The organism is Plantibacter sp. Mn2098, assembly GCF_049319745.1.
Taxonomy (GTDB): domain Bacteria; phylum Actinomycetota; class Actinomycetes; order Actinomycetales; family Microbacteriaceae; genus Plantibacter.
Genome location: NZ_JBMOUH010000003.1, coordinates 248,609 through 273,906, shown reverse-complemented (window position 1 = coordinate 273,906; position 25,298 = coordinate 248,609). Strand labels below are relative to the sequence as shown.

General features: G+C 69.4%; 21 protein-coding genes. 10 read left to right on the top strand and 11 right to left on the bottom strand.

All coding sequences use genetic code 11. From position 1 onward, the window contains the following. The first annotated feature begins 17 nt into the window (after positions 1-17). Positions 18-1,304 carry a phosphotransferase gene (locus ACL9RL_RS06760; protein ID WP_422779447.1) on the top strand — a complete coding sequence of 429 codons (1,287 nt, stop codon included), beginning with the start codon at positions 18-20 and terminating at the stop codon, positions 1,302-1,304. Here ACL9RL_RS06760 and ACL9RL_RS06755 read toward each other — a convergent pair. Then, a complete protein-coding gene (locus ACL9RL_RS06755; RefSeq protein WP_422779446.1) occupies positions 1,223-4,594 on the bottom strand; it encodes a UvrD-helicase domain-containing protein in 3,372 nt (1,123 codons plus the stop codon). The genes ACL9RL_RS06760 and ACL9RL_RS06755 overlap by 82 nt on opposite strands. After that, on the bottom strand, positions 4,591-7,785 hold the full coding sequence (locus tag ACL9RL_RS06750; RefSeq protein ID WP_422779445.1) for a PD-(D/E)XK nuclease family protein: 3,195 nt from the start codon (positions 7,783-7,785) through the stop codon (positions 4,591-4,593). The genes ACL9RL_RS06755 and ACL9RL_RS06750 overlap by 4 nt, the downstream gene beginning before the upstream one ends. 142 nt (positions 7,786-7,927) lie before the next feature. Between ACL9RL_RS06750 and ACL9RL_RS06745 the strand changes: the two genes are divergently transcribed. Both ACL9RL_RS06745 and ACL9RL_RS06740 read left to right on the top strand, forming a co-directional pair. Next, positions 7,928-8,152, top strand: a complete 225-nt coding sequence (locus tag ACL9RL_RS06745) for a DUF3107 domain-containing protein (protein ID WP_422779444.1) — start codon at positions 7,928-7,930, stop codon at positions 8,150-8,152. A gap of 5 nt (positions 8,153-8,157) precedes the next feature. Continuing rightward, entirely contained in the window at positions 8,158-8,460 is a 303-nt protein-coding gene (locus ACL9RL_RS06740) for a hypothetical protein (protein ID WP_422779443.1), read from the top strand. Between the two features lie 142 nt (positions 8,461-8,602). Here the strand turns inward: ACL9RL_RS06740 and ACL9RL_RS06735 are convergent, their stop codons facing one another. After that, positions 8,603-9,325 carry a ferritin-like fold-containing protein gene (locus ACL9RL_RS06735; RefSeq protein WP_422779442.1) on the bottom strand — a complete coding sequence of 241 codons (723 nt, stop codon included), beginning with the start codon at positions 9,323-9,325 and terminating at the stop codon, positions 8,603-8,605. A 171-nt stretch (positions 9,326-9,496) separates the two neighbouring features. Between ACL9RL_RS06735 and ACL9RL_RS06730 the strand changes: the two genes are divergently transcribed. Continuing rightward, positions 9,497-10,939 (top strand): DEAD/DEAH box helicase, encoded by a 1,443-nt coding sequence (locus ACL9RL_RS06730; protein WP_422779441.1) that lies wholly within the window; start codon positions 9,497-9,499, stop codon positions 10,937-10,939. Positions 10,940-11,078: 139 nt separating this feature from the next. On the opposite strand, the gene ACL9RL_RS06725 is transcribed toward ACL9RL_RS06730, so the two are convergent. Continuing rightward, a complete protein-coding gene (locus tag ACL9RL_RS06725; RefSeq protein WP_422779578.1) occupies positions 11,079-11,948 on the bottom strand; it encodes a PHP domain-containing protein in 870 nt (289 codons plus the stop codon). 102 nt (positions 11,949-12,050) lie between these two features. On the opposite strand from ACL9RL_RS06725, the gene ACL9RL_RS06720 reads away from it, so the two are divergent. Next, positions 12,051-13,109, top strand: coding sequence for an endonuclease/exonuclease/phosphatase family protein (locus ACL9RL_RS06720; RefSeq protein WP_422779440.1), 1,059 nt, complete (start codon positions 12,051-12,053; stop codon positions 13,107-13,109). Positions 13,110-13,217: 108 nt separating this feature from the next. After that, positions 13,218-14,657 carry an aminopeptidase P family protein gene (locus ACL9RL_RS06715; protein WP_422779439.1) on the top strand — a complete coding sequence of 480 codons (1,440 nt, stop codon included), beginning with the start codon at positions 13,218-13,220 and terminating at the stop codon, positions 14,655-14,657. 129 nt (positions 14,658-14,786) lie between these two features. Here the strand turns inward: ACL9RL_RS06715 and ACL9RL_RS06710 are convergent, their stop codons facing one another. Further along, on the bottom strand, positions 14,787-15,293 hold the full coding sequence (locus ACL9RL_RS06710) for a general stress protein (protein ID WP_422779438.1): 507 nt from the start codon (positions 15,291-15,293) through the stop codon (positions 14,787-14,789). A 95-nt stretch (positions 15,294-15,388) separates the two neighbouring features. Here ACL9RL_RS06710 and ACL9RL_RS06705 point away from each other — a divergent pair, with 95 nt between their 5' ends. The 3 genes from ACL9RL_RS06705 to ACL9RL_RS06695 are packed head-to-tail and all read left to right on the top strand — an operon-like array spanning position 15,389 to position 18,348. Further along, the gene (locus tag ACL9RL_RS06705) at positions 15,389-16,678 is read left to right on the top strand and encodes a magnesium transporter MgtE N-terminal domain-containing protein (protein ID WP_422779437.1); all 1,290 of its coding nucleotides are present in this window, start codon (positions 15,389-15,391) and stop codon (positions 16,676-16,678) included. Then, positions 16,665-17,198 carry a DUF1003 domain-containing protein gene (locus ACL9RL_RS06700; RefSeq protein WP_422779436.1) on the top strand — a complete coding sequence of 178 codons (534 nt, stop codon included), beginning with the start codon at positions 16,665-16,667 and terminating at the stop codon, positions 17,196-17,198. Before ACL9RL_RS06705 ends, ACL9RL_RS06700 begins: the two co-directional genes overlap by 14 nt. Beyond that, positions 17,191-18,348, top strand: a complete 1,158-nt coding sequence (locus ACL9RL_RS06695; RefSeq protein WP_422779435.1) for an Mrp/NBP35 family ATP-binding protein — start codon at positions 17,191-17,193, stop codon at positions 18,346-18,348. Before ACL9RL_RS06700 ends, ACL9RL_RS06695 begins: the two co-directional genes overlap by 8 nt. A 16-nt stretch (positions 18,349-18,364) precedes the next feature. Here ACL9RL_RS06695 and ACL9RL_RS06690 read toward each other — a convergent pair whose 3' ends face one another. The 3 genes from ACL9RL_RS06690 to ACL9RL_RS06680 all read right to left on the bottom strand — a co-directional run bounded on the left by ACL9RL_RS06690 (position 18,365) and on the right by ACL9RL_RS06680 (position 21,768). After that, a complete protein-coding gene (locus ACL9RL_RS06690; RefSeq protein WP_422779434.1) occupies positions 18,365-19,873 on the bottom strand; it encodes a pyridoxal phosphate-dependent decarboxylase family protein in 1,509 nt (502 codons plus the stop codon). After that, positions 19,851-21,197 carry an MFS transporter gene (locus ACL9RL_RS06685; protein WP_422779577.1) on the bottom strand — a complete coding sequence of 449 codons (1,347 nt, stop codon included), beginning with the start codon at positions 21,195-21,197 and terminating at the stop codon, positions 19,851-19,853. The genes ACL9RL_RS06690 and ACL9RL_RS06685 overlap by 23 nt, the downstream gene beginning before the upstream one ends. 97 nt (positions 21,198-21,294) lie before the next feature. Beyond that, a complete protein-coding gene (locus ACL9RL_RS06680; RefSeq protein ID WP_422779433.1) occupies positions 21,295-21,768 on the bottom strand; it encodes a twin-arginine translocase TatA/TatE family subunit in 474 nt (157 codons plus the stop codon). 78 nt (positions 21,769-21,846) lie between these two features. Here ACL9RL_RS06680 and ACL9RL_RS06675 point away from each other — a divergent pair, with 78 nt between their 5' ends. Continuing rightward, positions 21,847-22,479, top strand: coding sequence for an O-methyltransferase (locus ACL9RL_RS06675; protein ID WP_422779432.1), 633 nt, complete (start codon positions 21,847-21,849; stop codon positions 22,477-22,479). A 189-nt stretch (positions 22,480-22,668) separates the two neighbouring features. Here ACL9RL_RS06675 and ACL9RL_RS06670 read toward each other — a convergent pair whose 3' ends face one another. The 3 genes from ACL9RL_RS06670 to dapE all read right to left on the bottom strand — a co-directional run bounded on the left by ACL9RL_RS06670 (position 22,669) and on the right by dapE (position 25,276). Further along, positions 22,669-22,842, bottom strand: coding sequence for a DUF3117 domain-containing protein (locus tag ACL9RL_RS06670; RefSeq protein WP_422779431.1), 174 nt, complete (start codon positions 22,840-22,842; stop codon positions 22,669-22,671). Positions 22,843-22,935: 93 nt separating this feature from the next. Further along, the gene (locus ACL9RL_RS06665) at positions 22,936-24,189 is read right to left on the bottom strand and encodes a hypothetical protein (RefSeq protein ID WP_422779430.1); all 1,254 of its coding nucleotides are present in this window, start codon (positions 24,187-24,189) and stop codon (positions 22,936-22,938) included. Next, the gene (gene dapE, locus ACL9RL_RS06660; RefSeq protein ID WP_422779429.1) at positions 24,179-25,276 is read right to left on the bottom strand and encodes a succinyl-diaminopimelate desuccinylase; all 1,098 of its coding nucleotides are present in this window, start codon (positions 25,274-25,276) and stop codon (positions 24,179-24,181) included. The genes ACL9RL_RS06665 and dapE overlap by 11 nt, the downstream gene beginning before the upstream one ends. Positions 25,277-25,298: the final 22 nt, after the last annotated feature.

The following is a 25,298-nucleotide window of genomic DNA, read 5'->3' as shown; positions in this document are numbered from 1 at the left end:
CCCGTACCCTGGGTGTTATGGCCAGATCCCATCTCACTCTAGCCGCGTTGGCGACCTCGGCCGTGGCCGGACTCGAGCTCTCCCACTCCGCATCGCACACCACGGGCGGCGAGGGGAATTTCGATTCCGCACGCCTGCGCGCGGGCGACGGACGCGAGTACCTCATCCGCGTCCCCGCGTCACAGCAGGCGGAGACCGAGCAGTCCGCCGACATCATCGCGTTGCGGTCGCTGACGAATGGGATCAGGAGCCGGCTGCCGTTCGACGCTCCGGCGTACGTCGGCCAGACGCCCCTCGACGGCACCAGGGCCGTCGTGTTCGAATTCGTCGACGGGTTCCCGCTCGACGCAGCGACCCTCGGCCACGACGAGGTCCTCGACGACTCCGTCGGGCGCGCCATCGCGGCCATCCACTCCTTGCCGACCGCGTTCGTCGCCGAGGCAGGACTCCCCGTCCTCACGGCCGAGGACCTCCGCTCAGACGCCCGCCGCATCGTCACACGCGCGACGCAGACGCGCCTGCTGCCCACGGCCGTCCGCGAACGTTGGCAGCGCGCCGTCGACGACCCTGCACTCTGGCACTTCCAGCCGACGGTCATCCACGGATCCCTCGCGGCAGACCGCATCCTCGTGACCACACGCGACGGGCGCACGGTCGTCAGCGGCGTGATCGAGTGGGGATCGCTCCGCGTCGGCGACCCCGCGCTCGACCTCCATTGGATCGCGAGCCTCGGCGAGTCGGGCGAGCAGACCATCTCCACCTACGCATCGGCGTGCAGCCGCAACCCGGACGGGCTCGTGAGCGTCCGTGCGAGGCTCTACGGGGAGCTGGAGATCGCACGTTGGCTGCTGCACGGGCACGACCTGCACGACCAGGGAATCATCGACGACGCCGTCTCGATGCTCGACGGCCTCGTCGACAACGTCCTCGGCCACGTCACCGACTCGCTGTCCGGCCAGACCGGCCCGGTGCTCGGCGTCGGCGAGGTCGAATCGCTGCTCGACCAGACCCCCATCGCCTCCGCGAGCCCCGGCATCGCGATGCAGACCGACACTTACGACCGGTCCGAACTGGAGCGAGCGCTCGGCAAGGACGACACCGCCCACCGCCGCGCGTTCGCCGACGATGACGACGACTCCGAGGGGGACGACCGCTCATCAGACGACGATGCGGACGACCCATCGGAGCGGGACGGCGCCGATCAGGACCAGCAGGAGACGGGTCAGTTCGATCTCTGGGGCACCGACTCTGCCACACGACCCATCGATCCGGCCCAGTCGGACAAGAGTTCCTCCTCCGAGTAGAGGCGCTCCGGCCGCAGCTGGACGTCGTGCGTCACGTAGTAGAGCACCGCGTCGATGAGGTCAGGGTCGATGCCCCGATGGTGGGCGTATGCCAGGCGGTACAGCGCGAGCTGGTAGAAGGCGTTGCGGCGTGACTCCTCCGAGTCCGGGACGGCGCCCGTCTTCCAGTCGACGATCTCGTATCGTCCGTCGCGTTCGAAGACGGCGTCGAGCTTGCAGATGACGACCCGCCCGGTGTCCCCGAGCGGCACATGGATCTCTGTCTCGACCTCGACCGGCCTGATGCCGGCCCACTCCGAGGCGAGGAACGCCGCGGCGATGTCCTCGAACGGGGTGCCTTCCGCCTGGTCCGCCGTCAGCGGGACGCCGACTCCTGCACCGCCGCCGCCTCCGCCGACATCGCTGTCGTCGTCTTCATCCGAGAACGCCTCCCAGGGCAACGGTTCCACGAGGTCCTGCAGACCGTGCATGCCGTAGTACTCCTCCACCCAGGAGTGGAACATGGTGCCGAGCCTCGTCTGACGGAACGGGCGTTGCGGCACCGGTCGGCGCAGCCGTTCGAGCACGGCCTCCGGGTCCGTCACGAACTCCTTGAATCGCGATGCCTGCACACGCGTCGGCAGTTCGACCGGCGGTGCCGGCTGCTGGATGCGGCGTTGCTCCTCCAGGAGGAGGGCGAGGTCACGGTCGAGCGCTCCGAGTTCCGTGACCACCGTTCCCTGCCGCAGTGCGGTGCGCGCGTGTTCGACCGCCGCCGCCGCGCGTTCGACGGCCACCCGCCGGGAGCCGAGCGGATCCATCGGCCACTGCAGGACGCTCGTGGCATCGTCGATGGGGTTCTCCTCGTGTTCCGGGTACTCCGGCAACTCGCCGATCAGACCGACCTCCGCGAGCTCCTGCAGATATGGACTCGGCTTCCGCGGTGTCTTGCCGGTGGACCAGAACGAGCCGGTCAGGAGCAGTTCGAACCTCGCCCGCGTCACCGCGACATACGCGAGCCGACGTTCCTCATCGAGCGACCGGTCGCGGAGCGCCTGCTTGAAGTCCGGCAGCAGGTGGTCGAACTCCTGTTGGCTCTCGACGCCCTGCCAGGCCAGACGCGGGAGTTCGGAGGCGTCTCCGCGGAAGTCGTACGGGAGCTTGCCGAGCGAGACCCAGCCGAGGCCGTCGCGCGGGGCGGCCGGGAGCTCGCCGGCGACGAGTCGTGGGACGGCGACGTGGTCCCACTCGAGTCCCTTCGATCCGTGGACCGTGAGCAGCTGGACGGCGCCGTGGTCCGGTGCCTCGGTGGCGGGAGCCATGTTGTCGCGTTGCAGCGCACGGTCGATCCAGGACAGGAAGCTGCCGAGCGTCGCGTCCTCGTCGCTCGCGAGGAATGCGGTCAGCTGGTCGTGGAATGCGTGCAGATTCGCTTCCGCGCGTGCGGTGCTGCCACCGGATTCGTTCGCCATGACCTCGATGTCGAGGCGGAGTTCACGTTCGATCATGCGCACGAGGTCTGGCAGGCCGCTGCCTGCGCGGCGTCGGAGGCTCGCGAGCACGGCCCCCGCTTCTTTGAGCCGGGAGAAGCCCTCCTCGGAGAACCGTTCCGTGAGCGAGTCAGGCAACCGGGCGCCCGCCAGGAAATCGAGCCCGTCGATGACGGAGCGGCCGTCGTCGTCCGCGACGGATTCCCGGAGCCTGCCGGCCAGTGCTGCATCGTATCGGCCGGTCTTCCAGTCGACGGCCTGCAGATACCTGGCAACCTCCATAAGCTGCCCCAGGTCACGGACGCCGATGCGCCACCTCGGCCCTGCGAGCAGCCGGATGAGCGACGACCCGGCGCTCGGGTCGTGGACCACCCGGAGCGCCGCGACGACGTCGACCACTTCCGGTGTGGAGAGGAGGCCGCCGAGACCGAGGATGTGGTGCGGGACGCCCCGCTCCTCGAGCGCAGCAGCGAACGCCTGCATGGGACGACGGGCTCGGAACAGGATGGCGGCCGTGCTCGACGGATCGCCGCCCCTGGTGTGGAGCAATCGGTCGGCGAACCACTCCGCGACGAGCGCCGCTTCAGCTCCGATCGTCTCCACGAACGCGGACTCGACGCGGCCGGCGCCTGCGCCAGGGCGGGCTTCGAGGTCGAGCACGGCGACGGCGGACGTCGGAGCCGCCGCTGCGGCAGTGGCGTCCGGCTCCCGCGGAGCCTCCTCGTCCGTCCGACTCGCCGACTGCAACGGTCGGACGAGGACGTTGGCGGCATCGAGGATGGCCTGGTCGTTGCGCCAACTGGTGGAGAGGTTGTACCCCGTTGCCGGCGCCGTGCGGCCGAAGTCGTCCGAGAACCTCGCCAGGTTCGCCGCGCTGGCGCCGCGCCAACCGTAGATCGACTGGTGCGGGTCGCCGACGGCCATCACGGCATGGTCGGCGAACAGGGTGGAGAGCAGCCGCGTCTGCACGACCGAGGTGTCCTGATACTCGTCGAGGAGCACTGCCCGGTACCTGGAGCGCTGTGCAGCGACGACCCGGTCCGAGCGTTCGCACGCGTCGAGCGCGAGCGCGACCTGGTCGGAGAACTCGACGAGCCCCTGCCGTCGCTTCTCGTCCGCGTAACGCTCCGCCAGCTCGATGAGCACCGGCAGTGCGCCGATGACGTTCACGGCGCTGTCGACGCTCGCGTAGTTCGACGCCTTCCTGGCGCTCCCGGTCGGGAGGTTCGCGAGCCGGATGAATCGTTCCGCGAAGTCGGAGACCTGCTGCGTGGTCCCCTCGATCTCGGCCAGCTCGTGACTCAGCTCCAGGACGATCTCGGTCACCGTGTCGACCCGTTTGCCGAGTGCGGCGATCCGGTCGTCGCCGTACTTCACCACGATCCTCCTCGCGAGTCGCCAGGCGGACGCCTCCGACAGCAGGACGGATTCCGGCTCGCGCCCGACGAGGAGCGCGTTGTCGCGGAAGAGCGCGTTGGCGAAGGAGTTGTAGGTGGACACGTTCGGCCGGTCGAAGAGCTCGTCCTCTGTTGCCTCGAGGATGCCGACGGATCGAAGCTTCTCCACCCGCTTCCCGATGCGCTGCCCGAGCTCTCCGGCGGCCTTCCTCGTAAAGGTCAGCCCGAGGATCTCACCGACCGTCACCTCCCGGTTGGCGAGGAGCCAGACGACCCTGGAGGCCATGGTCTCGGTCTTGCCGCTGCCGGCGCCCGCCACCACAAGGACGGGTGAGAGCGGCGCCTCGATGACGGCGATCTGCTGATCCGTTGGCCGCGGCAAATCCAGCGAAGTTGCGAGCTCGATCGCAGAATACGCGCTCATGAACTCACCGCCCCGACCACGTGGATGGAGCATTCGCCGAAGGAGTACGCGCCGTAGCAATGTGTGCCGATGTGCGCCTCGAAGACGGCGCTGGCCATCCCGATGGCGTCGCGACGGACGCGTTCACGGAACGCCTCCAAACCCTCCTCGTCGAGCGGAGGCTGCTGTGGTTCGTGGAACGGCTTCGTCTTGCTGCGCTTCGCGACGACGATGAGCTTCGCACCGGCGGGCACCAGTCCTTCCGTTCCGGGGATGAGTCCCTCTGCGAGCGCCAACTGGTAGGCGCCGAGTTGGGCGAGGTCGGCGACGTCGCGATCAGAGGTCGGTGCGCTCGTTCCGGTCTTGAGATCCGCGATCACCACCCGGTCCGGGCTTCCCGCCGCGCCGCGTCTGTGTTCGACGCGGTCCACCGAGCCGTTCAGCACAGCACGTCCACCGGTGTGCTCCGAGCCGGGCTCCTCTGAATCCGGCGCAGCGACGGCTTCCGCCGACGGATCGAGCGGGATCTGCAACGTGAAGCGGCTCTCCCGTCCGATGGCCGTGACGCCGTCGCGTTCAGCGGCGCGGAGGTAGTCCGAGAGGCTCGCCACCATCTCCTTGGCGCGCGCCCTGGTGGCGATGCCGTCCCAGCGCGCCTCGAAGCGGAGTTCGCCCCAGCGAGCGTCGACGGCTGCCCAGAGCGCGGCCTCGTCGGAGGATTCCGCGTCTTCGAGGGCCTTGTGGATGATCGTGCCGAGGCCGGAGGCTGCGTTGCCGGACCCGCCGCCCAGTTGGTCGATGACCCACTTGAGCGGGCATTCCTCGAAAGCCTCCATCCGCGACGGCGAGATGGGCAGGTCCTCGACGTCCACATCTCGCAGCGGCGCCTCTGTGCTCGGAGCGGCGATGCCGTACCACTCGGACGGGGCTGCACCCGGCACGCCCTCTGCGGCGAGGATCGCGAGGGCGGCGGCAGCTGCATCGCGGTCGGGCTGGGTGATGTTCCTCCGGCGGTCGGTGAGGGTGCGCCGGAGCGTGCCGACCAGACCGCGCAGCGACAGCGGCGGCAGCCCGGCACGATCCTGGTCCGGCTCGGGGAGGAGGCTGAAGAAGGTGCTGGGCTGCTGTTCCTCGTCATCCACGGCGACGATGAGCAGCGCGGCGGCCGGCCGCGAGACCGATTGGGCGAAGAGCCGGAGTTCGTCGTGCAGGACGGCTCGTCTGGCGTCGTTCGTGGCCGTCGGCGTCCCCTCCAGCACGTCGACGAGTTCGGCGGACCCGAGCAGCGTGTCGCGAACCCGCAGGTTCGGCCACACGCCGTCCTGCAGCCCGGCGATCACGAGCGTGTCGACCTCGATGCCGATCATGCTCGCCGGAGTGCCGATGGTGACGGCCTGGCGGAGACCCTTCGGGGCGAGCGAGTCGTCGGTCACCTCCTGCTCCAGCAGTCGATCGAGGAAAACTGAGGACGGGGTGTCCGGCTCGGTCTCGACGAAGGTGCGGGCGCTGTCGGCGAGTTGGGTGATGGCGTCGAGGTTGCGGTTCGCCTCCTCCGCGATCTGGCCGACGCCCCTGGACTGGGCAACCCACAGCCGCTCCAGGCCGCTCCGGGACCACAGGCCCCACACGAGCTCCTCCACCGAAGCGCCGGCTGCGGCCTCCGCAGCGGCGGCGGCGATGCTCGCGGCGAGCGCGTGGGCCTTGGCAGCTGCCGGGGTGTCGAGCACGGCGAGCGTGCCCGGTACGGTGAACGCCTCGACCAGGAGGTCGTCCGCGCTTCGATCCGCGCCGTGGGCGAGTTCCTCGTGCCGCAGTGCGGCTCGGAGCCGTCGGACGCCGATCGCGTCCATGCCCCCGAGGCTGCCCTGCAGCAGATCGACGACCGTCTCGGAGTCGACGTCGATCCGGCCGAGGGCCACGCCGATCGACATCAGGATGGAACGGACGATCCGTTGGTCGCGCAGCGGTTCGCCCCGTGTGGACGCGCTCGTGGGCACTTCGAGGGCCGCGAGGCCCCGTTCGAGCGCAGGGACCAGGCCGCCGTTGCGCACCGCGACCGCCATGTCGGTCCAGGCGACGCCGCCCAGGACGTGACGCTCTCGCAGGAAGCGGGCGACCACGGCGATCTGTTCGGCGGACGAGCCGACGAGCACCGTCTGGGCCGTGGTGCCCTCACGCGGATCGACCGGGGCGGTGCGCCGATGGAAGCCGGCTCCGGCGGTGCCGATGCGACGGGTGACCGCCTCGACGACGCCGCGCAGGCGTTCATCGCCGCGGTGCACGGTGTCGAGCGCCAGGGTCTCGACCGGCGTTCCCAGGTACTCGCGGAAGCGACCGAGCGCGTCGGCGCGCGCCCCGTGGAACGCGCCGGTCGTGATGTCCGGGTCTCCGAAGGCGACGATGGCGATGCCCCGCGCCGCGAGCGCCCGCAACAGCGTGAGCACGCCGAAGGTGCACTCCTGCGCATCGTCGACGAAGACGACCTTGAGCGAGGCGAACGCATCGTCCGGACGCGCCGGCTCGTCGAGCAGCCGCACGGCGGCGGCGAGCGCCGACGCCGGTGTGAGGTGCCCGCGCCAGTCGTCGCCGACATAACCGCGGATGAAGGCGGAGGCGGCGATCCACTCCTGACGCCCGTGCAACACCCCGAGGCGATGCAGCTCGTCCGGAGCGACCCCGTGCTCGACGCACCGCTCCATGAGGTTGCGCAGCTCCGTGCGGAATCCGCGCAGGCGCCTGACCTCCGGACCGAGCTCGGCCGGCCAGTCGTCCACACTGGATTCCTCGTCTCCCAGGAGTCGATCCGCGATGGTCTGGTCCTGCTCGCCGCCCGTGAGCAGCCGCGGCCGGCTGCCGGCGGAGAACCCCCCGGAAGCGGCGATCACCTGCATGGCCACCGAGACGGCGGTGCGTGCAAGCGCCCCGGGCGTCACCTGCGCGACGCGGCGCTCCAAGCGGTCCCGGAGGACCTGGGCCGCCGTTCGGGAGGCGGCGATGACGAGGACCTCGTCCGTTCCGTACCCTCTGTTATGGACGCGTTCAGCGACGGCTTCGACGAGCGTGTGCGTCTTGCCTGACCCCGGAGCGCCGAGGACCGCGGCAGAGACGCCGTCCGGGAGGTCGAGCACGGCGCGCTGTGCCACATCGAGGCCCGCCGTCTGCTCCAGGAGGCCGGTCGTGCCGACGGCGAGTTCTGCGTCGGGGATCGTCATGGTTCGCACCATACCCGAGGCGTCCGACACCGGGAGGACGCCGCGTCGGCCCGCCGCTGTTCGCTCACAGCTACCGTGGATCGGCCTCGGCGACCGGGCAATCTCCCGTAGTCTTGCCGTACGCAATCGAAAGGCACCCAAGGTGGAAATTCGCATCGGTATCCTGAACAGCCCCCGCGAGATCGGCTTCGAGACATCGCAAGCCGCCTCCGAGATCGAAGCAGCCGTCGCGGCCGCTCTCGAAGCGGACGCCAAGCTGCTGTCGCTCACCGACAGCAAGGGGAACCGCTACATCGTCCCCGCCGCCGGCATCGCGTACGTCGAGATCGGCAGCGAAGAGTCCCGTCGCGTCGGTTTCGTCGGCTAATCGCCGTGGAACTCCTCTTCGTTGCGCTCGGCGCCGCCATCGTCGGCCTCGCCGTCCGCTACCTGCTCCCCCACCGCGACCAGCACGGCGCGGCACTCGTGCCCGCCATCGCCACCGTGGTCTCCGCGGTCGTCTGGGTCGTGCTCACCTGGGCGGGTCTCGCCTGGGACGGCGGGTGGATCTGGGCCATCACGTTCATCGTGACCGCTGTCGCGGCGGTTGCAGCCGACCTGGTCCTCGGTCGCGTCCGCACCACGAAGGACGAAGAACTCTTCGAGCGTCTGCAGCGCACGCCGGTCGTCGCCTGACACCTCGCACGCAGAACGGCCGATCACTCCGGATTCCCGGTGGTGATCGGCCGTTCTCGTTGTGAGGGCGGAGTGCTGAGCCGGATCTGCGTGGCCTCGTCGCTCGGCACGATCACGCAGCGAGATCGCTCACGCGGATCCTTCAGGCGGTGAGGCCGAGTGCATCCATCCTGCGGGTGTGGTTGGCGATGAGCTCCGTGTAGACGGGCTCGACCCGGGAGTCGTCCGGGAGCACGCGGCTCTCGGTGGAGAGCGCCGAGCGGGCGACGAGCATCGTGTCGCCGAGCAGTCGCCTCCCCCACATCGCGAGCGACGAGCCGCGCTTCGGGTCGGCGGCGATGGCGCGCTGCAGGATGCCGACGATGGGGTCCTCCCCCGGCGTCGGCGCGACGATGGGCGCGAGTTCGCGCGCGTCCGCCGCATCGACGCCGGTCGCGACCTCGGCGAAGAACTCGTCGAGGAATCCACGCGTGACGTACACGCCGAGGAGCAGCTGTCCCCAGTCCTCGCCCCGCACGATGGCCTGGAAGTCGTCCCGCTGGGCGGCGAACGGTTCCAGGAACGGTTCGGTGTCGTCGTGGCGGCGACGGATCGCGGCGACGAGATCGCGATACTTCACGAGGGTCGCAGCAGCAGAGCCCGCGAGTGTCTCCCGATCGGCCTCGGTCGGCGCACCCTCGACCGCCGCCGTGAGTGTCAGGAAGAAGCCGAGCTGCAACTGGGCGACCTGACCGAGGAACTCGTCCGTGCTCGGCGCGAGCTCGTGGAGGTCGACCTTGGTCGTCGAAACGGCGTCCCCGCGCGAACGGAGACGGGGCACTTCCGTGCCGGGACGACGCCGACGGCGCCCAAACAAAACAGCCACGGCCCCAGCCTAGTCGTCGGTCTTCACACCGCGGAGCGGCGCCGGATCAGCGCGCCAAGCGCCTGATCAGGGGGTCACAGGTAGACTTGACCCGTCCCGGCGCTGGATCGGGGCCCTACACCTGTGTGCAATCGAAGGTGTAGAACCACAATCGCACTGACAGGTACATACGTGACTTTCCGTGATCTCGGGGTCGACCAGGACATCGTCGACGCCCTCGCCGCCAAAGGCATTCTCGAACCATTCCCCATCCAGGAGCAGACGATTCCGCTCGGCATCGCCGGCCAGGACATCATCGGCCAGGCAAAGACCGGCACCGGAAAGACCTTCGGTTTCGGCATCCCGATCGTGCAGCGCCTCGGACTGGACCCCGCCCCGGGCGTGAAGGTCCTTGTCGTCGTCCCCACGCGCGAACTCGCCGTGCAGGTCTCCGAAGACATCGAGATCCTCATCTCGAACCGCTCCACCACGCTCGTCTCCATCTACGGCGGCAAGGCCTACGAGGGTCAGATCGAGCAGCTCAAGGCCGGCGCGCAGATCGTCGTCGGCACCCCCGGCCGCCTCATCGACCTCAACAACCAGCGTCTGCTCGATCTGTCGAACATCGAAGAGATGGTGCTCGACGAGGCGGACAAGATGCTCGACCTCGGCTTCCTCGCCGACATCGAGAAGCTCTTCTCGAAGACGCCGGCCGGCCGCCACACGATGCTCTTCTCCGCCACGATGCCCGGCCCGATCGTCGCGCTCGCCCGCCGCTTTATGTCGAAGCCGATCCACATCCGCGCGACGGACCCGGACGAGGGCCTCACGCAGGCGAACATCAAGCACCTCATCTACCGCGCGCACTCGCTCGACAAGGACGAGGTCATCGCCCGCATCCTGCAGGCCGAGGGTCGCGGCAAGACCGTCGTCTTCACCCGCACGAAGCGTGCGGCCGCGAAGCTCGTCGAGGAGCTGGGCGACCGCGGGTTCAACGCCGCAGCCGTCCACGGCGACTTGAACCAGGAGCAGCGCGAGCGCGCCATGGCCGCGTTCAAGGCCGGCAAGAAGGACGTGCTCATCGCGACCGACGTCGCCGCCCGCGGCATCGACGTCGACGACGTGACCCACGTCATCAACCACACGATCCCCGAGGACGAGAAGACCTACCTGCACCGCGTCGGCCGCACCGGCCGCGCCGGTAAGACGGGCATCGCCGTCACCTTCGTCGACTGGGACGACCTGCACAAGTGGGCGCTCATCAACAAGGCGCTCGAGTTCGGTCAGCCGGAGCCCACCGAGACGTACTCGTCGAGTCCGCACCTCTTCACCGACCTCGACATCCCAGCCGGGACGAAGGGCCGCTTGAAGCCGGCGAAGCCCGTCGAGGCCGCACCGCGCCGCGAATCCGGTTCAGCCGGTGGCGACGGCCGCTCCTCGTCCCGTTCGGCCGGCGCACGCAGCCGGACACGCACCCGCGGCCAGGGTCAGACGGGCTCGACGGACGCCGTCGAGCGCTCCGAGCCCGCCGCCGGCACGCACGACGGCCAGGGGCCGCAGCACCGCGACGGCAACAGCGCACCGCGCCGTCGCAACCGCACGCGTCGTGCGGCGCCGCAGACGCCCAGCGCCTGATCAACAGCATCACCGAAGCGCGTTCCCGGGTTCCGGGGGCGCGCTTCGTCGTTGCACCGGGCGGCAGCAGGCCGCAGAGTGCAAGCGCAGCGCGCAGACCGGACGTGCAGGCCAGCGGCCGGTCGCCGAGGACCAAACGTTACCGGCCGACGACCCCGCTCGGAACGATCGGGCTCGAGCCGGTCGCCTCGCGAACGATGCGCTCCACGACTTCCATCGACGTCGTGTTCTCGCCGAGGCGGTTGGGCTTGCCCGTGCCGTGGTAATCGCTCGAACCGGTGACCGCGAGGCCGAGTTCGGCAGCGATCCGACGCACGACGACCTTGCCCTCCTCCGTGTTCTCACGATGGTCGATCTCGAGGCCGAACAGGCCGGCGTCGGTGAGCGTCTTGAAGTATGCCTCCGGGAGCATACGATCCCTGCCGGCAGGAACGGGGTGGGCGATCACGGGGATGCCACCCGCCGCACGGACCATCTTGACCGCGGTGAGCGGATCAGGCGCGTAGTGCGGCGCGTAGTAGCCATTGCGCGGATGCAGGATGCCGTCGAACGCCTCACTGCGGGTGCGTACGATGCCGAGCGCGACGAGGGCGTCCGCGATGTGAGGCCGTCCGACCGTCGCGCCCTCCGTGGTCTGCGCGAGCACGTCGGCCCAGGACAGCGGGTAGTCGGAGCCGATCCGGGCGACGATGCCCTCTGCGCGCCGCAGCCTGGACTCGCGGATCTTGGCGGTCTCCTTGACCAGGTCGCCGTTCAGCGGGTCGACGAGGTAGGCGAGCAGGTGCACGCTCCGCCACTCGTACTTGGTGCTGAGCTCCATCCCGGGGATGAGGGTGATGCCCTGACGCTGCGCCTCCGCGCCGGCCTCCGCCCAACCTGCGGTGGAGTCGTGGTCGGTCATCGCGATGGTGCCGAGACCGGCCGCTGCAGCGGCTCGCATCAGCTGTGTCGGGGTCTCCGTGCCGTCGGACACGCTGGAGTGGGTGTGGAGGTCGGCCGGCCCCTGCATGCCGATGGGGGCCTGAGTTCCACGAGTGTTCACCACGTCTCCACACTAGTCTCCGGTGAACCGCGCGGCGTACTCCCAGGGGTCCGACCTACGCTGGCGAGGATGTGGAAGACGCTGGGAGCCATCGTCACGGTCGCCATCGCGATCGTGCTCGCTGTGGCAGCCTGGCCCCAGTTCTTCGGACTCCAGCAGGCGATCGGCCCGGCGCAGATCGTGTCGCTGCGAGGTGCGGCGGTCGCGTTGGCGCTCGTCCTGGCCGTCCTGCTCTGCCTGCTCGCGATCGGCCGGCCGCTCCGGGTGCTGTCGCTCTCCGTCGCAGCCCTGCTCGTCGGCTTCGCGGCGGCCGGTGGTGTGATCGTCATCCAGCGCGGCATCGATGCCGACACGCCCCGAGCCATGGCCGGCACGGATGAGCCGTCCTCCATCACCGTCCTGACCTGGAACACCCGGGGCGATTCGGTCTCGGCCAACACCGTCGCGGCGGTCGCCGTCCGCTACGGAGCCGATGTACTCGCCCTGCCTGAGACGACGGCCGCGGCCGCGACGAAGATCGCCGCGGCCATGACGGCGTCTGCTCGCCCGATGATCGCGCACACCGTGTCGTTCGACGACGGACGGGCCAGCCACTCGACGAGCCTCCTCGTCAGCACGGGCCTCGGCGCCTACTCCGTGACCTCGCCGGCGACGCCCGGCGGCGGTGCGAACACGACCGACGTCCCGACCGTCGTCGCCATCCCGGAGCACGGGGACGGACCGACCATCGTCGCCGTCCATGCGACGGCTCCTGTGCCGGCGCGCATGGACATGTGGCGGTCGGATCTGCAGTGGCTCGCGAGCCTGTGCGCTCAGGGGCACGGCGACAGCGGTCACGGAAACACGATCCTCGCCGGCGACTTCAACGCGACGATCGACAGCATGTGGAGCCTGCGCACACCGACCGGCCAGCTCGGCGACTGCGCAGACGCGGCCCTCGCGAACGAGGTCGCCGGGATCGGCACCTGGCCGACGATCCTCCCCGCCGTGCTCGGGGCCCCCATCGACCACGTGATGTCCACACCGGACTGGACGGCGTCGAACACCCACGTGCTCACGGGATACGACGACGACGGAAGCGACCATCGCCCCGTCGTCGCAACGCTCGTCCCGAGCAGCGCCGGGTAGGAGCCAGCTGCACCGCTGTACCGCCACACGGCGAGTGCCGCGCGCCGCCCCGGCGCAAGCCCGCCGTGCACCAGCGCACGGCACTGCACCCGGTGCGACAATGGAGGCATGGCGAACAACGCAGACACCTCAGCAGAGACGACGGCCCCCACGACGGAGTCGTCGGAGCACACCACCCAGAACCCGGTCCAGACGGAAGCGACCTCGAACCGGGCGGCCGCCTGGTCCGACGGCTTCCGTGCCTTCATCGGCACCGGCTGGGCGGACCGCGAGGAGGTCCTGCCGCCGGCGCGTGACATCGCACCGCTCACGGCAGCACGTCGGGCGGCGCTCTCCGCACAGTTCCCCGGCAAGCGCCTCGTCCTGCCGGCCGGCCCCATGAAGCAGCGCTCCAACGACACCGACTACCTGTACCGCGCGCACTCGGCGTTCTCCTACCTGACCGGGTGGGGCTCGGAGACGGAGCCGGACAGCATCCTCGTGTTCGAACCGGCCGGCGACGCCCACGAGGTGACGCTGCACTTCCGCGAGCGCGCGGGCCGCGACACCGACGAGTTCTACACGAACGCGGCCATCGGCGAGTTCTGGATCGGAGCCCGCCCATCGCTCGCCCAGGTCGCAGCCGACCTCGGCATCGAGACGGCTCACCTCGACAGCTTCTCCGCGACCTCCGACGACCTCGTCCTCGACCAGGACGACGCGCTCACGGCCGCCGTGTCCACGATGCGGCTCATCAAGGACGAGTACGAGATCGCGCAGATGCGTCTCGCCGTCGAGGCGACGGCGCGCGGATTCGACGACATCGTCGCCGACCTGCCCCGCATCGCAGCCCACCACCGCGGCGAGCGCCTCGTCGAGGGCATCTTCTACGGCCGCGCCCGCGCCGACGGCAACGGTGTCGGCTACGAGACCATCGCCGCATCCGGCCCGCACGCCTGCATCCTGCACTGGACGCGCAACGACGGCCCCGTCGTCCCCGGCGACCTCATCCTGATCGACGCCGGTGTCGAGGTCGACAGCTACTACACGGCGGACATCACGAGGACCCTGCCCGTGACGGGCGAGTTCACCGAGGTGCAGCGCCGCGTCTACGAGGCGGTCCGTGAGGCTGCCGACGCGGCGTTCGCCATCGTGAAGCCCGGCATCCGCTTCCGTGAGGTGCACGCGACGGCCATGGCCGTCATCGCGAAGAAGACCGCCGAGTGGGGCCTGCTGCCCGTCACTGCTGAGGAAGCGCTCGAAGCGGACAACCAGCAGCACCGCCGCTACATGGTGCACGGCACGAGCCACCACCTCGGCATCGACGTCCACGACTGCGCGCAGGCACGCCGCGAGATGTACTACGACGGCGTCGTCGAGCCGGGCATGGTGTTCACGATCGAGCCTGGCCTGTACTTCCAGCCCGACGACCTGACCGTCCCGGCCGAGTACCGCGGCATCGGCGTGCGGATCGAGGACGACATCCTCGTGACCGAGACCGGTGCCGAGAACCTGTCCGCCGGCATCCCGCGGACGGCGGACGAGGTCGAGGCCTGGCTGAAGCGCTAAAGCGCTGAGACGCTGAGGCGCTGACCCTCGGCGCACAGACGAAGGAGGCGGCGGAACCCTGTGGTTCCGCCGCCTCCTTCGTCGTCGGTGCCGTGGTGGGCGTCCCTCTGGTTGGAAGCCGTGCGCAGCCTACGGCTGGGACGAACCCGACCCGGCGCTCTCCAGCAGATTGCGAGCCCGATTGGCGAGTTCCGGGCCGACGATGACCTCATAGGTGGAGGCGACCACGAGCGTCGCCGAGGTGTAGTCGCGCCGACGACGCGTGACCGAGTAGGACACGATGCCGAACAGCATGCCGAACGCGGCACCCATCAGCACGGCGGCGCCGACCAGGACGATCTCGGTGGTCGGGTTGAAGATGATGAGCACGAGGCCGAGGAACAGACCGAGCCAGGCGCCGCTGATGGCGCCGGCGCCGGCCGCGCGCCCGTAGCTGAGCTTGCCGGTCACGCGCTCGACACTCTTCAGGTCCGAGCCGATGATCGACACCTCTCGGACCGGGAAGTCCGCGTGGGCGAGCGAGGCGACTGCGGCCTGCGCGGCCTCGTACGAGCCGAAGCTCGCCACCGACTCGCCGCGCGGGATGCCCGCGAAGGCCGGAGGGGTCCGCCTGTTGAACATGCGTGGATCACTCATGCTCCAATCCTCTCACTTCCCGGTCTCGCGCCATCCAGGCGTCCGGAGCCGCTGTCGTGGAAGCGACGCCGCCGCCCGGCGAGTAGATTGGATACGTGAGTGCTACCAGAGTGTTCGTCGCCAGGCTCGCCGGGTGCACCGTCTTCGACCCCGCGGGCGACCGCGTCGGCAAGGTGCGAGACGTTCTGGTGGTCTACCGGAATGCGAAACCGCCGCGGGTCGTCGGACTCATCGTCGAAATCCCGGGGAAGCGCCGCGTCTTCGTGTCCATCGGACGCGTGACCAGCATCGGCGCCGGCCAGATCATCACCACGGGCCTCATCAACGTGCGCCGCTTCGAGCAGCGCGGCGGAGAGGTGCGTGTGATCGCGGAGCTCTTCGGCCGCCGAGTCGTGTTCCGCAACGGCAGCGGCGCTGCGACCATCGAGGACGTCGCGATCGAGGAGCACGGACCTGGCGAGTGGGAGGTCAACCAGCTGTTCGTCCGCCGCCCCAAGACGAGCGCGGCGCTCTTCGCGAAGGGGACGACGACGTTCGCCTCCTGGTCGGAGATCCGCGAGGAGCAGGAGGTCGGTGAGGCGCAGTCGGCCGAGCAGCTCATCGCCACGTACTCGGACCTCAAGCCCGCGGACCTCGCGAGCACACTCCTCGACCTGCCGCAGGACCGCATGATCGAGGTCGCGGGAGAGCTCCCGGACGACCGCCTCGCCGACGTTCTCGAGGAGATGCCGGAAAGCGATCAGGTCCACATCCTCGCCCAGCTCGACGACGACCGCGCAGCTGACGTCCTGGACCAGATGCAGCCGGACGACGCGGCGGACCTCATCGCACAGCTCCCGGAGGATCGCGGTGAGCACCTCCTGGAGCTGATGGAGCCGGAAGAGGCCGAAGACGTCCGGATGCTCTTGAAGTTCGACCCGGAGACCGCCGGCGGCCTGATGACGACCGAGCCCATCATCCTGTCAGCCGACGCCACCGTCGCCGAGGCGCTCGCCTCCATCCGACGCTCCGAACTGGCTCCTGCCCTCGCCGCGGGCGTCTGCATCACCCTGCCGCCGTACGAGTCCCCCACGGGACGATTCCTCGGCATGGTGCACTTCCAGCGGATGCTCCGCTACCCGCCGCACGAACGCCTCGGCACCCTGCTCGACCAGAGCCTCGACCCGGCGCGCGTGGACACCTCCGCCGCCGAGGTGTCGCGCATCCTCGCGAGCTACAACCTCGTCCAGGTGCCGGTCGTCGACGAAGCGCATCGACTCCTCGGGGTGGTGACGATCGACGACGTCCTCGACTACCTGTTGCCGGATGACTGGCGAAGTATCGATGAGAACGATGAACAGGTAGCGAATTCACCGCAGAGGAGGACGGGACATGGCACGAGGTAACCGCGCAGAAGTCCGACTCGACGCGCCGAAAGGCCTCCGCGGCAGTGTGCGTTCCGGCCGTTCACGCGGCTCGGACGACCGGTTCGGTCGATTCACCGAGTGGATCGCGCGAGCGATGGGCACCCCGTGGTTCCTGCTCGGGCTCACCCTCTTCGTCATCGCCTGGATGGCGTGGAACACCTACGGCCCCGTGCCCTTGCGGTTCGACTCCGTCGACCTCGGGTTCATCGCGCTGACGCTCGTGCTCTCCCTGCAGGCCTCGTACGCCGCACCGCTCATCCTGCTCGCGCAGAACCGTCAGGACGACCGCGACCGTGTGCACATCGAGCAGGACCGTCAGCGTGCGGAACGGAACCTGGCTGACACCGAGTACCTGGCGCGTGAGGTCGTGGCACTGCGGTTGTCGCTCAAGGACATGGCGTCGAAGGACTTCATCCGCGCCGAGCTGCGCTCCCTCCTGGAGGAGCTGGAACGCGATCGCGCTGAGGAGGCGCCCGGCTCGGAGGAGCGGAGTGCCTGAGCAGACGCTCGCCGACCACGTCCGTGCCTCGCTCGCGCGCGTCATCGATCCGGAGATCCGTCGCCCCATCACGGAGCTCGACATGGTCGGCGATGTGCGGGTCGACGCCGCCGGTCACGCGGACGTCGTGGTCAAGCTCACGATCGTCGGCTGCCCTGCTGCCAGGACGATCGAACGCGACGTCCGCGAGGCGACCGAGGCGACGCCCGGCGTGACCACGGCCGACATCGACGTCCAGGTGATGACCGTCGCGGAACGCACGGCGCTCACCGAGAAGCTCCGGGGCGGGCGGGCGGCCAGGTCCGTGCAGTTCGGCGCGGATTCCCTCACCCGCGTGTACGCGATCACGAGTGGCAAGGGCGGCGTCGGGAAGTCGACCATCACCGCGAACCTCGCTGTCGCCCTCGCGGCCAAGGGGCTGCGGGTCGGCCTGGTCGATGCCGATGTCCACGGATTCTCGATCCCTGGCCTGCTCGGACTCGCGGAGCACGGCGCCACGACCAAGCCGACGCAGGTGGACGACATGATCCTCCCGCCGGTGGCCCACGACGTGAAGGTCATCTCGATCGGGATGTTCCTCGACCCGTCGGCCGGTGGCGCGTCCGGCGCCGTTGCGTGGCGCGGACCGATGCTGCACCGCACCATCCAGCAGTTCCTGACCGATGTCTACTTCGGCGACCTCGACGTGCTCCTCCTCGACCTCCCCCCGGGGACCGGTGATGTCGCCATCTCGGTCGGTCAGCTCCTGCCGACGGCGGAGATCATCGTCGTGACCACTCCGCAGCGTGCAGCCGCCGAGGTCGCAGAGCGCAGCGGGGTCGTCGCGAGGCAGACCGGTCAACGGGTCTTCGGCGTCATCGAGAACATGGCCGGGATGGTGCAGCCGGACGGCTCCACCCTGTCGCTGTTCGGCGAGGGCGGCGGTCAGGAAGTCGCCGACCGATTGTCGGTCGGCCAGGAACAGGCCGTTCCGCTGCTCGCTTCCGTGCCGCTCAGCATCGGCCTCCGCTCCGGCGGCGATGACGGTGTGCCTGTTGTGCTCGCGCACCCGGAGGATCCGGCCGCCGCCGCCATCCTGCACGTCGCAGAGCAGTTGGCAACGCGCAAGCGCGGGCTCGCCGGGCGCAAGCTCGGCGTCTCCACCCGCTGAGACCTGCTCCGCCGGATCAGGGCTCGACGAGGCGCGCGACGAGTTCGACGAGGAGCCGCTCGGCGACGCTCGACGGCACGGCTTCGATGAGCGCGAGCAGCGGGGCCATCTCGGCCGGCATCGCTCCCCCGGCGCCGACGCCGAGTCGTTCGAGCAGTCCCCACGCGGTCTCGCTGTCCAATCGTTCCGGCAGCCCAGTCGTCCCGAGCGACCCGGTCAGTGCCGCGAGCACCGCCGCCGGATCGACCGCCGGGATGCCGCGGACGGCGTCCGCCGCGGACCCAAGCGCCTGCCCGAGCGGCTCGAGCACACGTTCGGTCACTGGCGTCACGGTGAGGTGCGTCGTGTGCGGCAGTCTCGTCCCGTCGCGTTGGACCAGCCCAGGCTGGGCCTGGATGAGCCATCCAGCCTGTTTCACCCGATCCGCCCAGTGATGCGGATCGACCCGGCGGTCAGGGGACACGGACTCGTCGGTGCACACGGCGAAGAGCGGACCGGTCGGGTCGCCGAACACCCGGAGGCCTTCGATGCCGGACACGAGGGTGACGAGCGCGTCCGTCGCCCGGTGGGCCTTCGCGACGAGCGATGCGTAGCCGTCGTCCCCGAGCGCCTGGATGATCGCCCAGGCGGCCGCGAGCGCACCGGCGGATTTCGAGCCGAGCAGCGTCGGGTTGACCACGGGATAGCCTGGCCAGTCCGACAGCGCGAAGTACTGGTGCCGTTGGCGGTCGCGCCCGCGTTGCAGCAGCACCGAGACGCCCTTCGGCGCGTACCCGTACTTGTGCACATCGGCCGAGATGCTCGTCACGCCCGGCACCGAGAAGTCCCACGGCGGCAGCGCCCGCCCACCATCGCCAGAACCCTGCCACCAGGGCAGCGCGAAGCCGCCGATGCACGCGTCGACATGCAGCGCGATCCCCCGCGCCGCGCACTCCGCTGCGACCGCCTCGACCGGGTCCAGGACCGCGAACGGATAACTCGGGGCCGACAGCACCACCAGGGCGACGCGATCCGACAGGTGCGCGATGACGTCCTCCGGCGCCGGTCTGCCCGTCATCTGATCGACCGGCACAACGACGAGTTCCAGCTCGAAGGCCGCTGCCGCCTTGTGGAACGCGGCGTGCACGGTCGACGGGGCCACGAGCATCGGAGCACCCTCGCCGCCCGCGGCGCGCCAGGCGTCGCGCGCCGTCTTGACCGCGAGGAGGCAGCTCTCCGTGCCACCGCTCGTCACCGACCCGACCACGGTGTCGTCAGGGCGCTGTCCCCCACCCGCCTGCCCGTGCAGCATCCCCCGCACGAAGGCGACGATGTCCCGCTCCATCGCGGCGACCGATGGGAACGTCGTCGGGTCGAGCCCGTTCACCGACTGCACGGCCCGCATCGCCGCCGCCGCGAGCTCGTCGATCTCCACGAGCCCTGGGTCGTACACGTAGGAGAGCACGTGCCCGCCGTGCGTCGGAGCATCGTGCGCTCGCAGCGCCTCCAGCTCGGCGAGGATCTCAGCTGGTGGGCGTTGGAACATCGATGTCGTCCTTTCGCAGACGGTAGCGGGAGAGACTCGCGAGGCTCGCCACGACGATGACGGCCGGCAGGATGCTGAAGGACACGATGATGCCGGACACGGCCTCCGGAGACTGCACAACGACCGTCCCGCTCGATCGGACGAGGTAGCCGGTCGCCGCCAGCACAATCGTGAGGAGGGTCGCTCCGAGCGCCATGCCCGTCGTCTCCCCCGCCGTCCACACCCCGCCGAAGATTCCGGCGGAGCCGTCTCCGTTGCGCGCGGCATCGTGCGTGATCACGTCAGGCAGCATCGCCATCGGCAACGACTGCATCCCGGCGTAACACGCGCCGGCCAGACCGACCGAGACGTAGACCCATCCGCCCGGCGCCCAGAGCATGCCCGTGAGCGAGAGCGCTGCGATCGCGAACACGGCGCTCGCGATGAAGAACCCGCGCTCCTTGCCGATGCGCCTCGCGATCGCTCCCCACACCGGCGCGAAGACGAACGCCGGCGCGATGAGCGCGAGGAAGAGCAGCGTCACGGCGTCCTCGGAGTGCAGCACCCACGTCGCGACGTAATTCGCCGCCGCAAGCATCAGCCCGGTCGCGAGGCCCTGCAGGAGGAACGTCAGCAGGAGCGCACGGAACGGCTGGCTCCGTCGCAGGACCGCGAACGCCGTGCGGTAGTGGTCGGCGATCCGGCCCTTCGGAACCGGCGCCTGGGCCGTCTGGGGCTGTGGGGCGACCTGAACGATGCCGCGAGGAGCAACCGTCGCCGAGACGACCATTCCGCCGCCGATCACGACCCCGGCGACGAGCGCCATAAGCGCGTACCCCTGCGAGGCGTCGCCACCGGCGCTGCGGAGCAACGGCCCGCCCGCGCCGAACAGCAGGATCGCGAACGTCAGCACGACCACGCGCCAGGTGAGCAGCCTCGTCCGCGCATCGTAGTCCTGCACGAGCTCGGCCGGCAGGGCGATGTACGGCACCTGGAAGAGGCTGAACGCCGTGGCGCTCGCGACGAACGCGATGAGGACCCACACCGCCGCGAGCCAGGGAGCGGTCCCGGGCGGGACGAGGAAGGTCAGCAGGAAGAACACGGGCAGGGAGAGGCCGCCGATGAGCATCAACCGACGCCGGGAGCCGGTGCGCGCCAGGCTGCGGTCGCTCGTCGCGCCGATCACGGGGTCAATGAGCACGTCCCAGACCTTCGCGACCGTGACCACGAGTCCGGCGAGCAGCGCGCTCACACCGAGCGAGTCGGTGAGGTAGTACACGAGCACGAGCCCGGGAAGTGTCCCGAATCCGCCCGTGCCGATCGAACCGATGGCGTATCGCGCCATGATCCCGCCCGGGATCCTCGTGTGTACGGGGATCGTGCCCGGCGTCCGCTCCGTCGCGTCCATGAACGCAGTGTAGCGGGGCGGCTACCGCCTGTGTCTAGGTGGCTTCGCCGTCGTACGGCGGCAGGATGGTCTCGCCGGCCGCGATGCGCTTGCGGCGTTCCGATCCGTGGTTCGCTGCCGGATCCGCGACCGGGACCGGGACGGCTGACGCCGCCATGGCGGCTGCGACGATCGAGGCCGGGCCGGCACCGGCCGGCGCTGCATCCACGGGAACCGGTTCGGCGTCCACGGCCGCCGTCACCGCGGGGGCGGGCGAATCGTCGAGCAATGCCTCGCGGATGATGCGGCGCGGGTCGTACTGACGCGGGTCGAGCTTCTTCCAGTCGACCTCGTCGAACTCCGGACCCATCTCCTCGCGCATACGGTCCTTGGCACCCGTCGCCATGTCGCGGACCGTCCGCACGAGGCGGCCCAGCTGAGCCGCGTAGTGCGGAAGTCTGTCCGGACCCAGCAGGAACACCGCGATGACCCCAATGATGAGGAGTTTGTCGAAGGTCAGACCGAACACGAGATCAGACTACCGCGCGAGCCTCGCGAAGAAGCAACCTTCCTGCCCCTACGCTGTGAGACGGAGGAACAAGAAACCGTGTCTGAACAAGATCTCAACTGGAAGTACGTGGGCGACATCGTCGTGGAGAACGACGTCGTGATGTCCGCGCGCGCCCATGCGCACGAACTCGGCGTCGAGCCGGTGTCCGCGGCCGTCGGTGCCCAGTCAGCCGTTGTGGCCGCTGCGACTCGCGCGGAGCACATCGTGGAGATCGGCACGGGCACCGGCGTGTCCGGCCTCTGGCTCCTGCGCGGCGCGACGAACGCGATCCTCACCTCCATCGACACGGAGATCGTGCACCAGCAGCACGCGAAGACGGCGTTCACCGAAGCCGGCATCGCCCCCAATCGCATCCGTCTCATCACGGGGCGCGCGCTCGACGTGCTGCCGCGGATGAACGAGAACTCCTACGACCTCGTGTTCGTCGATGCGGACGCCGGCTCGGTCATCGAGTACGTCGAGCACGGCCTGCGCCTGGCGCGTCCGGGCGGAACGGTCCTCGTCCCGCACGCCCTCTGGCGGGGACGCGTCGCCGATCCGGGCAAGCGCGACGACACGACGGTCCTGTTCCGCACGCTCGTGCAGACGATCTCCGCATCCGAAGCCGTGATCAGCGCGCTCTCGCCCGTCGGCGACGGCCTGCTGCAGATCACCAAGCTCGGCGTCTGACCCACCCCGAACTCTTCACAATTCCGGAACTCTCACGGCCGAACAGCCGAAGTAAACGCTTACCGCGCGCGGCAAGCGGATTCCTGCGCCGAAGTTCCGGAATTGCGAACAGCACAACGGCGGTGGAACCGGTGTGCGGCCCACGCCGAGACGTGGACCACACCGGTCAGTGACGTGGACGGGGCTGAATCAGCTCCCGGCCACCACACCTGCGAGTGCATCGTGGAGTTCCTTCGCCTCGGCGTCGTTCACCGACACCACCAGACGTCCGCCGCCCTCAAGCGGCACTCGCACGATGATGAGCCGACCCTCCTTCACGGCCTCCATTGGCCCGTCTCCGGTGCGTGGCTTCATTGCTGCCATGCGAGTCCCCTCTCATATTGTGATTGCTTCCCATTATCCTGCATCGGAGGGCGTGACAATAATCGATGACGCGGCGCGGCAGATCCCCGCACCCTACGGAATCGTCCAATACGCGTTCGCGAGCCCGTACATCACGTACAGCCAGAGCCACTGCAACGCGAGGCTCACGAGCACGACCGCGACGCGGTACGCCCGGTTCCGTGGCACCGCGAGCGCCCCCAACGCCGGGAACACGGGCACGAGCAATCGGAACACGCTCGTCTGCGGGAAGAACACCGCGAGCAGGTACAGCAGATAGCTGGCGATCCAGAACCGCAGGTCGGAGCCGAGTTTCCTGGCCGGTCTGGAGCAGAGGAACACAACGGAGCCGAGGATGAACAGGGCGACGACGATGTACCCGGCCGGCACCCCGAACCAGAACGCGCCGGCCTGGAACCACGCGGTGAACGGCACGAGCGGTTGGACGCCGATGAACGCGGCCCGCCAGGAGAGCTCCGTCTGCAGGTACGCATCGTGGGTCCCGGTCGCGATGCCGGCGATGACCATCCAGGCGAAACCGCACACCGTGGCGACCAACCCGGCCGACAGCACGAGCACGACCTGCCTGGGCGGGAAGGGATCCGTGCGCCGCTTGACGATGCGAGCGATGAAGTGCAGCCCGAGGAGCAGCGCGAACGCCAACACGCCCGGCCTCGTGAACGCCATGACCGGGATGACCACGATGAGCCAGCCGTACCGCCGGCGCACGAGCAGGAGCAGGGCGAGCGTCAGCAGCAGCATAAACAGCGCCTCGGCGTATGCCAGCTGGAAGAGCGGGCTCAGCGGCGCGACGCACAACAGCACAACCGCGAACATGGCCGTGCTCCCGTGGAACCGGGTGCGCATGAGCTTGTAGAAGAGCAGGGCCGTGCCGAGGCCGGCGAGGATCGACAGCAGCACCGCTGTGGCGGGCCACGGCAGGAACGTGACGATCGACAGTCCCTTGGCGATGCCTGGGTACACGGGGAGGAACGCCCACGCGTTCTCCGTGATGTGACCGGTCGCATCGAGCGGGAGCTGCGAGGGGTACCCATAGGTGGCGATCCACCAGTACCACTGGCCGTCCCAGCCGGTGGCGAGTGTGCCGATGTCGGGGAAGGCGCCGAACCTCGACCCGGTCCCCTGCAGGAAACTCACGCCGACGAGCATCGCCGTCGTGATGAGCCTGGACAGTCCGTAAACGATCGCGACCCGACCCCACCAGGGCAGGCGGAGCCAGCGGCGCGCTACCGCTGTGCCCTGGGGATCGTCCGGTTCGTCGGGCCGGTCCTCACCGAGCTCGTCGACCTGTGGACGCTCAGCGCGCACCCGGACCGCTCAACCAGTTGCGGAGGCCCGTCTCGCACGCGGTGATCTGTGCGGTCGCGACGCGTTCGTCGTCGGCGTGGGCCTTGATCGGATCGCCTGGGCCGTAGTTGACGGCCGGGACGCCGAGCGCGGAGAACCTGGCGACGTCCGTCCAGCCGTACTTGGGCTTCGCCTCGCCGCCGACGGCCGCGAGGAAATCCAGGGCGATCGGCGCATCGAGTCCTGGCCTGGCGCCCTCGGCGAGGTCGACGACGGTGACCTCGAACCCGCTGAACAGCTCCTCGAGATGCGCGACGGCCTCCGCACCGGAACGGCTGGGGGCGAAGCGGTAGTTGACGTGCACCATGACCTCGTCCGGGATGACGTTGCCGGCCACCCCGCCGGTGATGCCGACCGCGTTGAGGCCCTCACGGTAGACGAGGCCGTCGACCTCGACCTCACGGGCCTCGTACGCCGCAAGCGTGTCGAGGACCGGTGCGATGGCGTGGATGGCGTTCACACCGACCCAGCTCCGTGCGGAGTGGGCCCTGGTTCCGTATGCGCGGACCTCGACGCGGAGGGTGCCGTTGCAGCCGCCCTCGACGCCGGCGTTGCTCGGTTCCCCCAGGATGGCGAAGTCGCCGGCGAACAGCTCAGGACGGTTGCGGGCGAGCCGCCCGAGGCCGTTCTTGTCCGAGGAGACCTCCTCGCCGTCGTACCACATCCACGTCACGTCGACGATGGGGTCGGTCAGCTCGGCAGCGAGCTTCAGCTGCACGGCGACACCCGCCTTCATGTCGACCGTCCCGCGCCCCCACAGGTGCTCTTCGCCGTTGTACTCCTCGAAGTGCGTCGGCAGGTTGTCGTTCACGGGGACGGTGTCGATGTGTCCGGCGATGATCGCGCGCTGCGCACGACCGAGGTTCGTCGATGCGACGATCGTGTCGCCGTCCCGGTGGATCTCCAGGTGGTCGAATCCGCCGAGCGCTGCCTCGATGGCATCCGCCAGAGGCGTCTCGTTGCCGGACACCGACTCGATGTCGCACAGTCGCCTCGTCAGGTCGATGGACGATGCGGACAGGTCGAGCGCAGGGAGATCGGCTGGCATGGCTCAAGTGTATTCGCCGCTA

Bases quoted from the DNA above. Each gene is read 5' to 3' on its own strand.
- ACL9RL_RS06760 (WP_422779447.1), top strand. From the start codon at position 18: ATGGCCAGATCCCATCTCACTCTAGCCGCGTTGGCGACCTCGGCCGTG.
- ACL9RL_RS06755 (WP_422779446.1), bottom strand. From the start codon at position 4,594: ATGAGCGCGTATTCTGCGATCGAGCTCGCAACTTCGCTGGATTTGCCG.
- ACL9RL_RS06750 (WP_422779445.1), bottom strand. From the start codon at position 7,785: ATGACGATCCCCGACGCAGAACTCGCCGTCGGCACGACCGGCCTCCTG.
- ACL9RL_RS06725 (WP_422779578.1), bottom strand. From the start codon at position 11,948: ATGCAGGGGCCGGCCGACCTCCACACCCACTCCAGCGTGTCCGACGGC.
- ACL9RL_RS06720 (WP_422779440.1), top strand. From the start codon at position 12,051: ATGTGGAAGACGCTGGGAGCCATCGTCACGGTCGCCATCGCGATCGTG.
- ACL9RL_RS06715 (WP_422779439.1), top strand. From the start codon at position 13,218: ATGGCGAACAACGCAGACACCTCAGCAGAGACGACGGCCCCCACGACG.
- ACL9RL_RS06710 (WP_422779438.1), bottom strand. From the start codon at position 15,293: ATGAGTGATCCACGCATGTTCAACAGGCGGACCCCTCCGGCCTTCGCG.
- ACL9RL_RS06700 (WP_422779436.1), top strand. From the start codon at position 16,665: ATGGCACGAGGTAACCGCGCAGAAGTCCGACTCGACGCGCCGAAAGGC.
- ACL9RL_RS06690 (WP_422779434.1), bottom strand. From the start codon at position 19,873: ATGTTCCAACGCCCACCAGCTGAGATCCTCGCCGAGCTGGAGGCGCTG.
- ACL9RL_RS06685 (WP_422779577.1), bottom strand. From the start codon at position 21,197: ATGGCGCGATACGCCATCGGTTCGATCGGCACGGGCGGATTCGGGACA.
- ACL9RL_RS06670 (WP_422779431.1), bottom strand. From the start codon at position 22,842: ATGGCAGCAATGAAGCCACGCACCGGAGACGGGCCAATGGAGGCCGTG.
- dapE (WP_422779429.1), bottom strand. From the start codon at position 25,276: ATGCCAGCCGATCTCCCTGCGCTCGACCTGTCCGCATCGTCCATCGAC.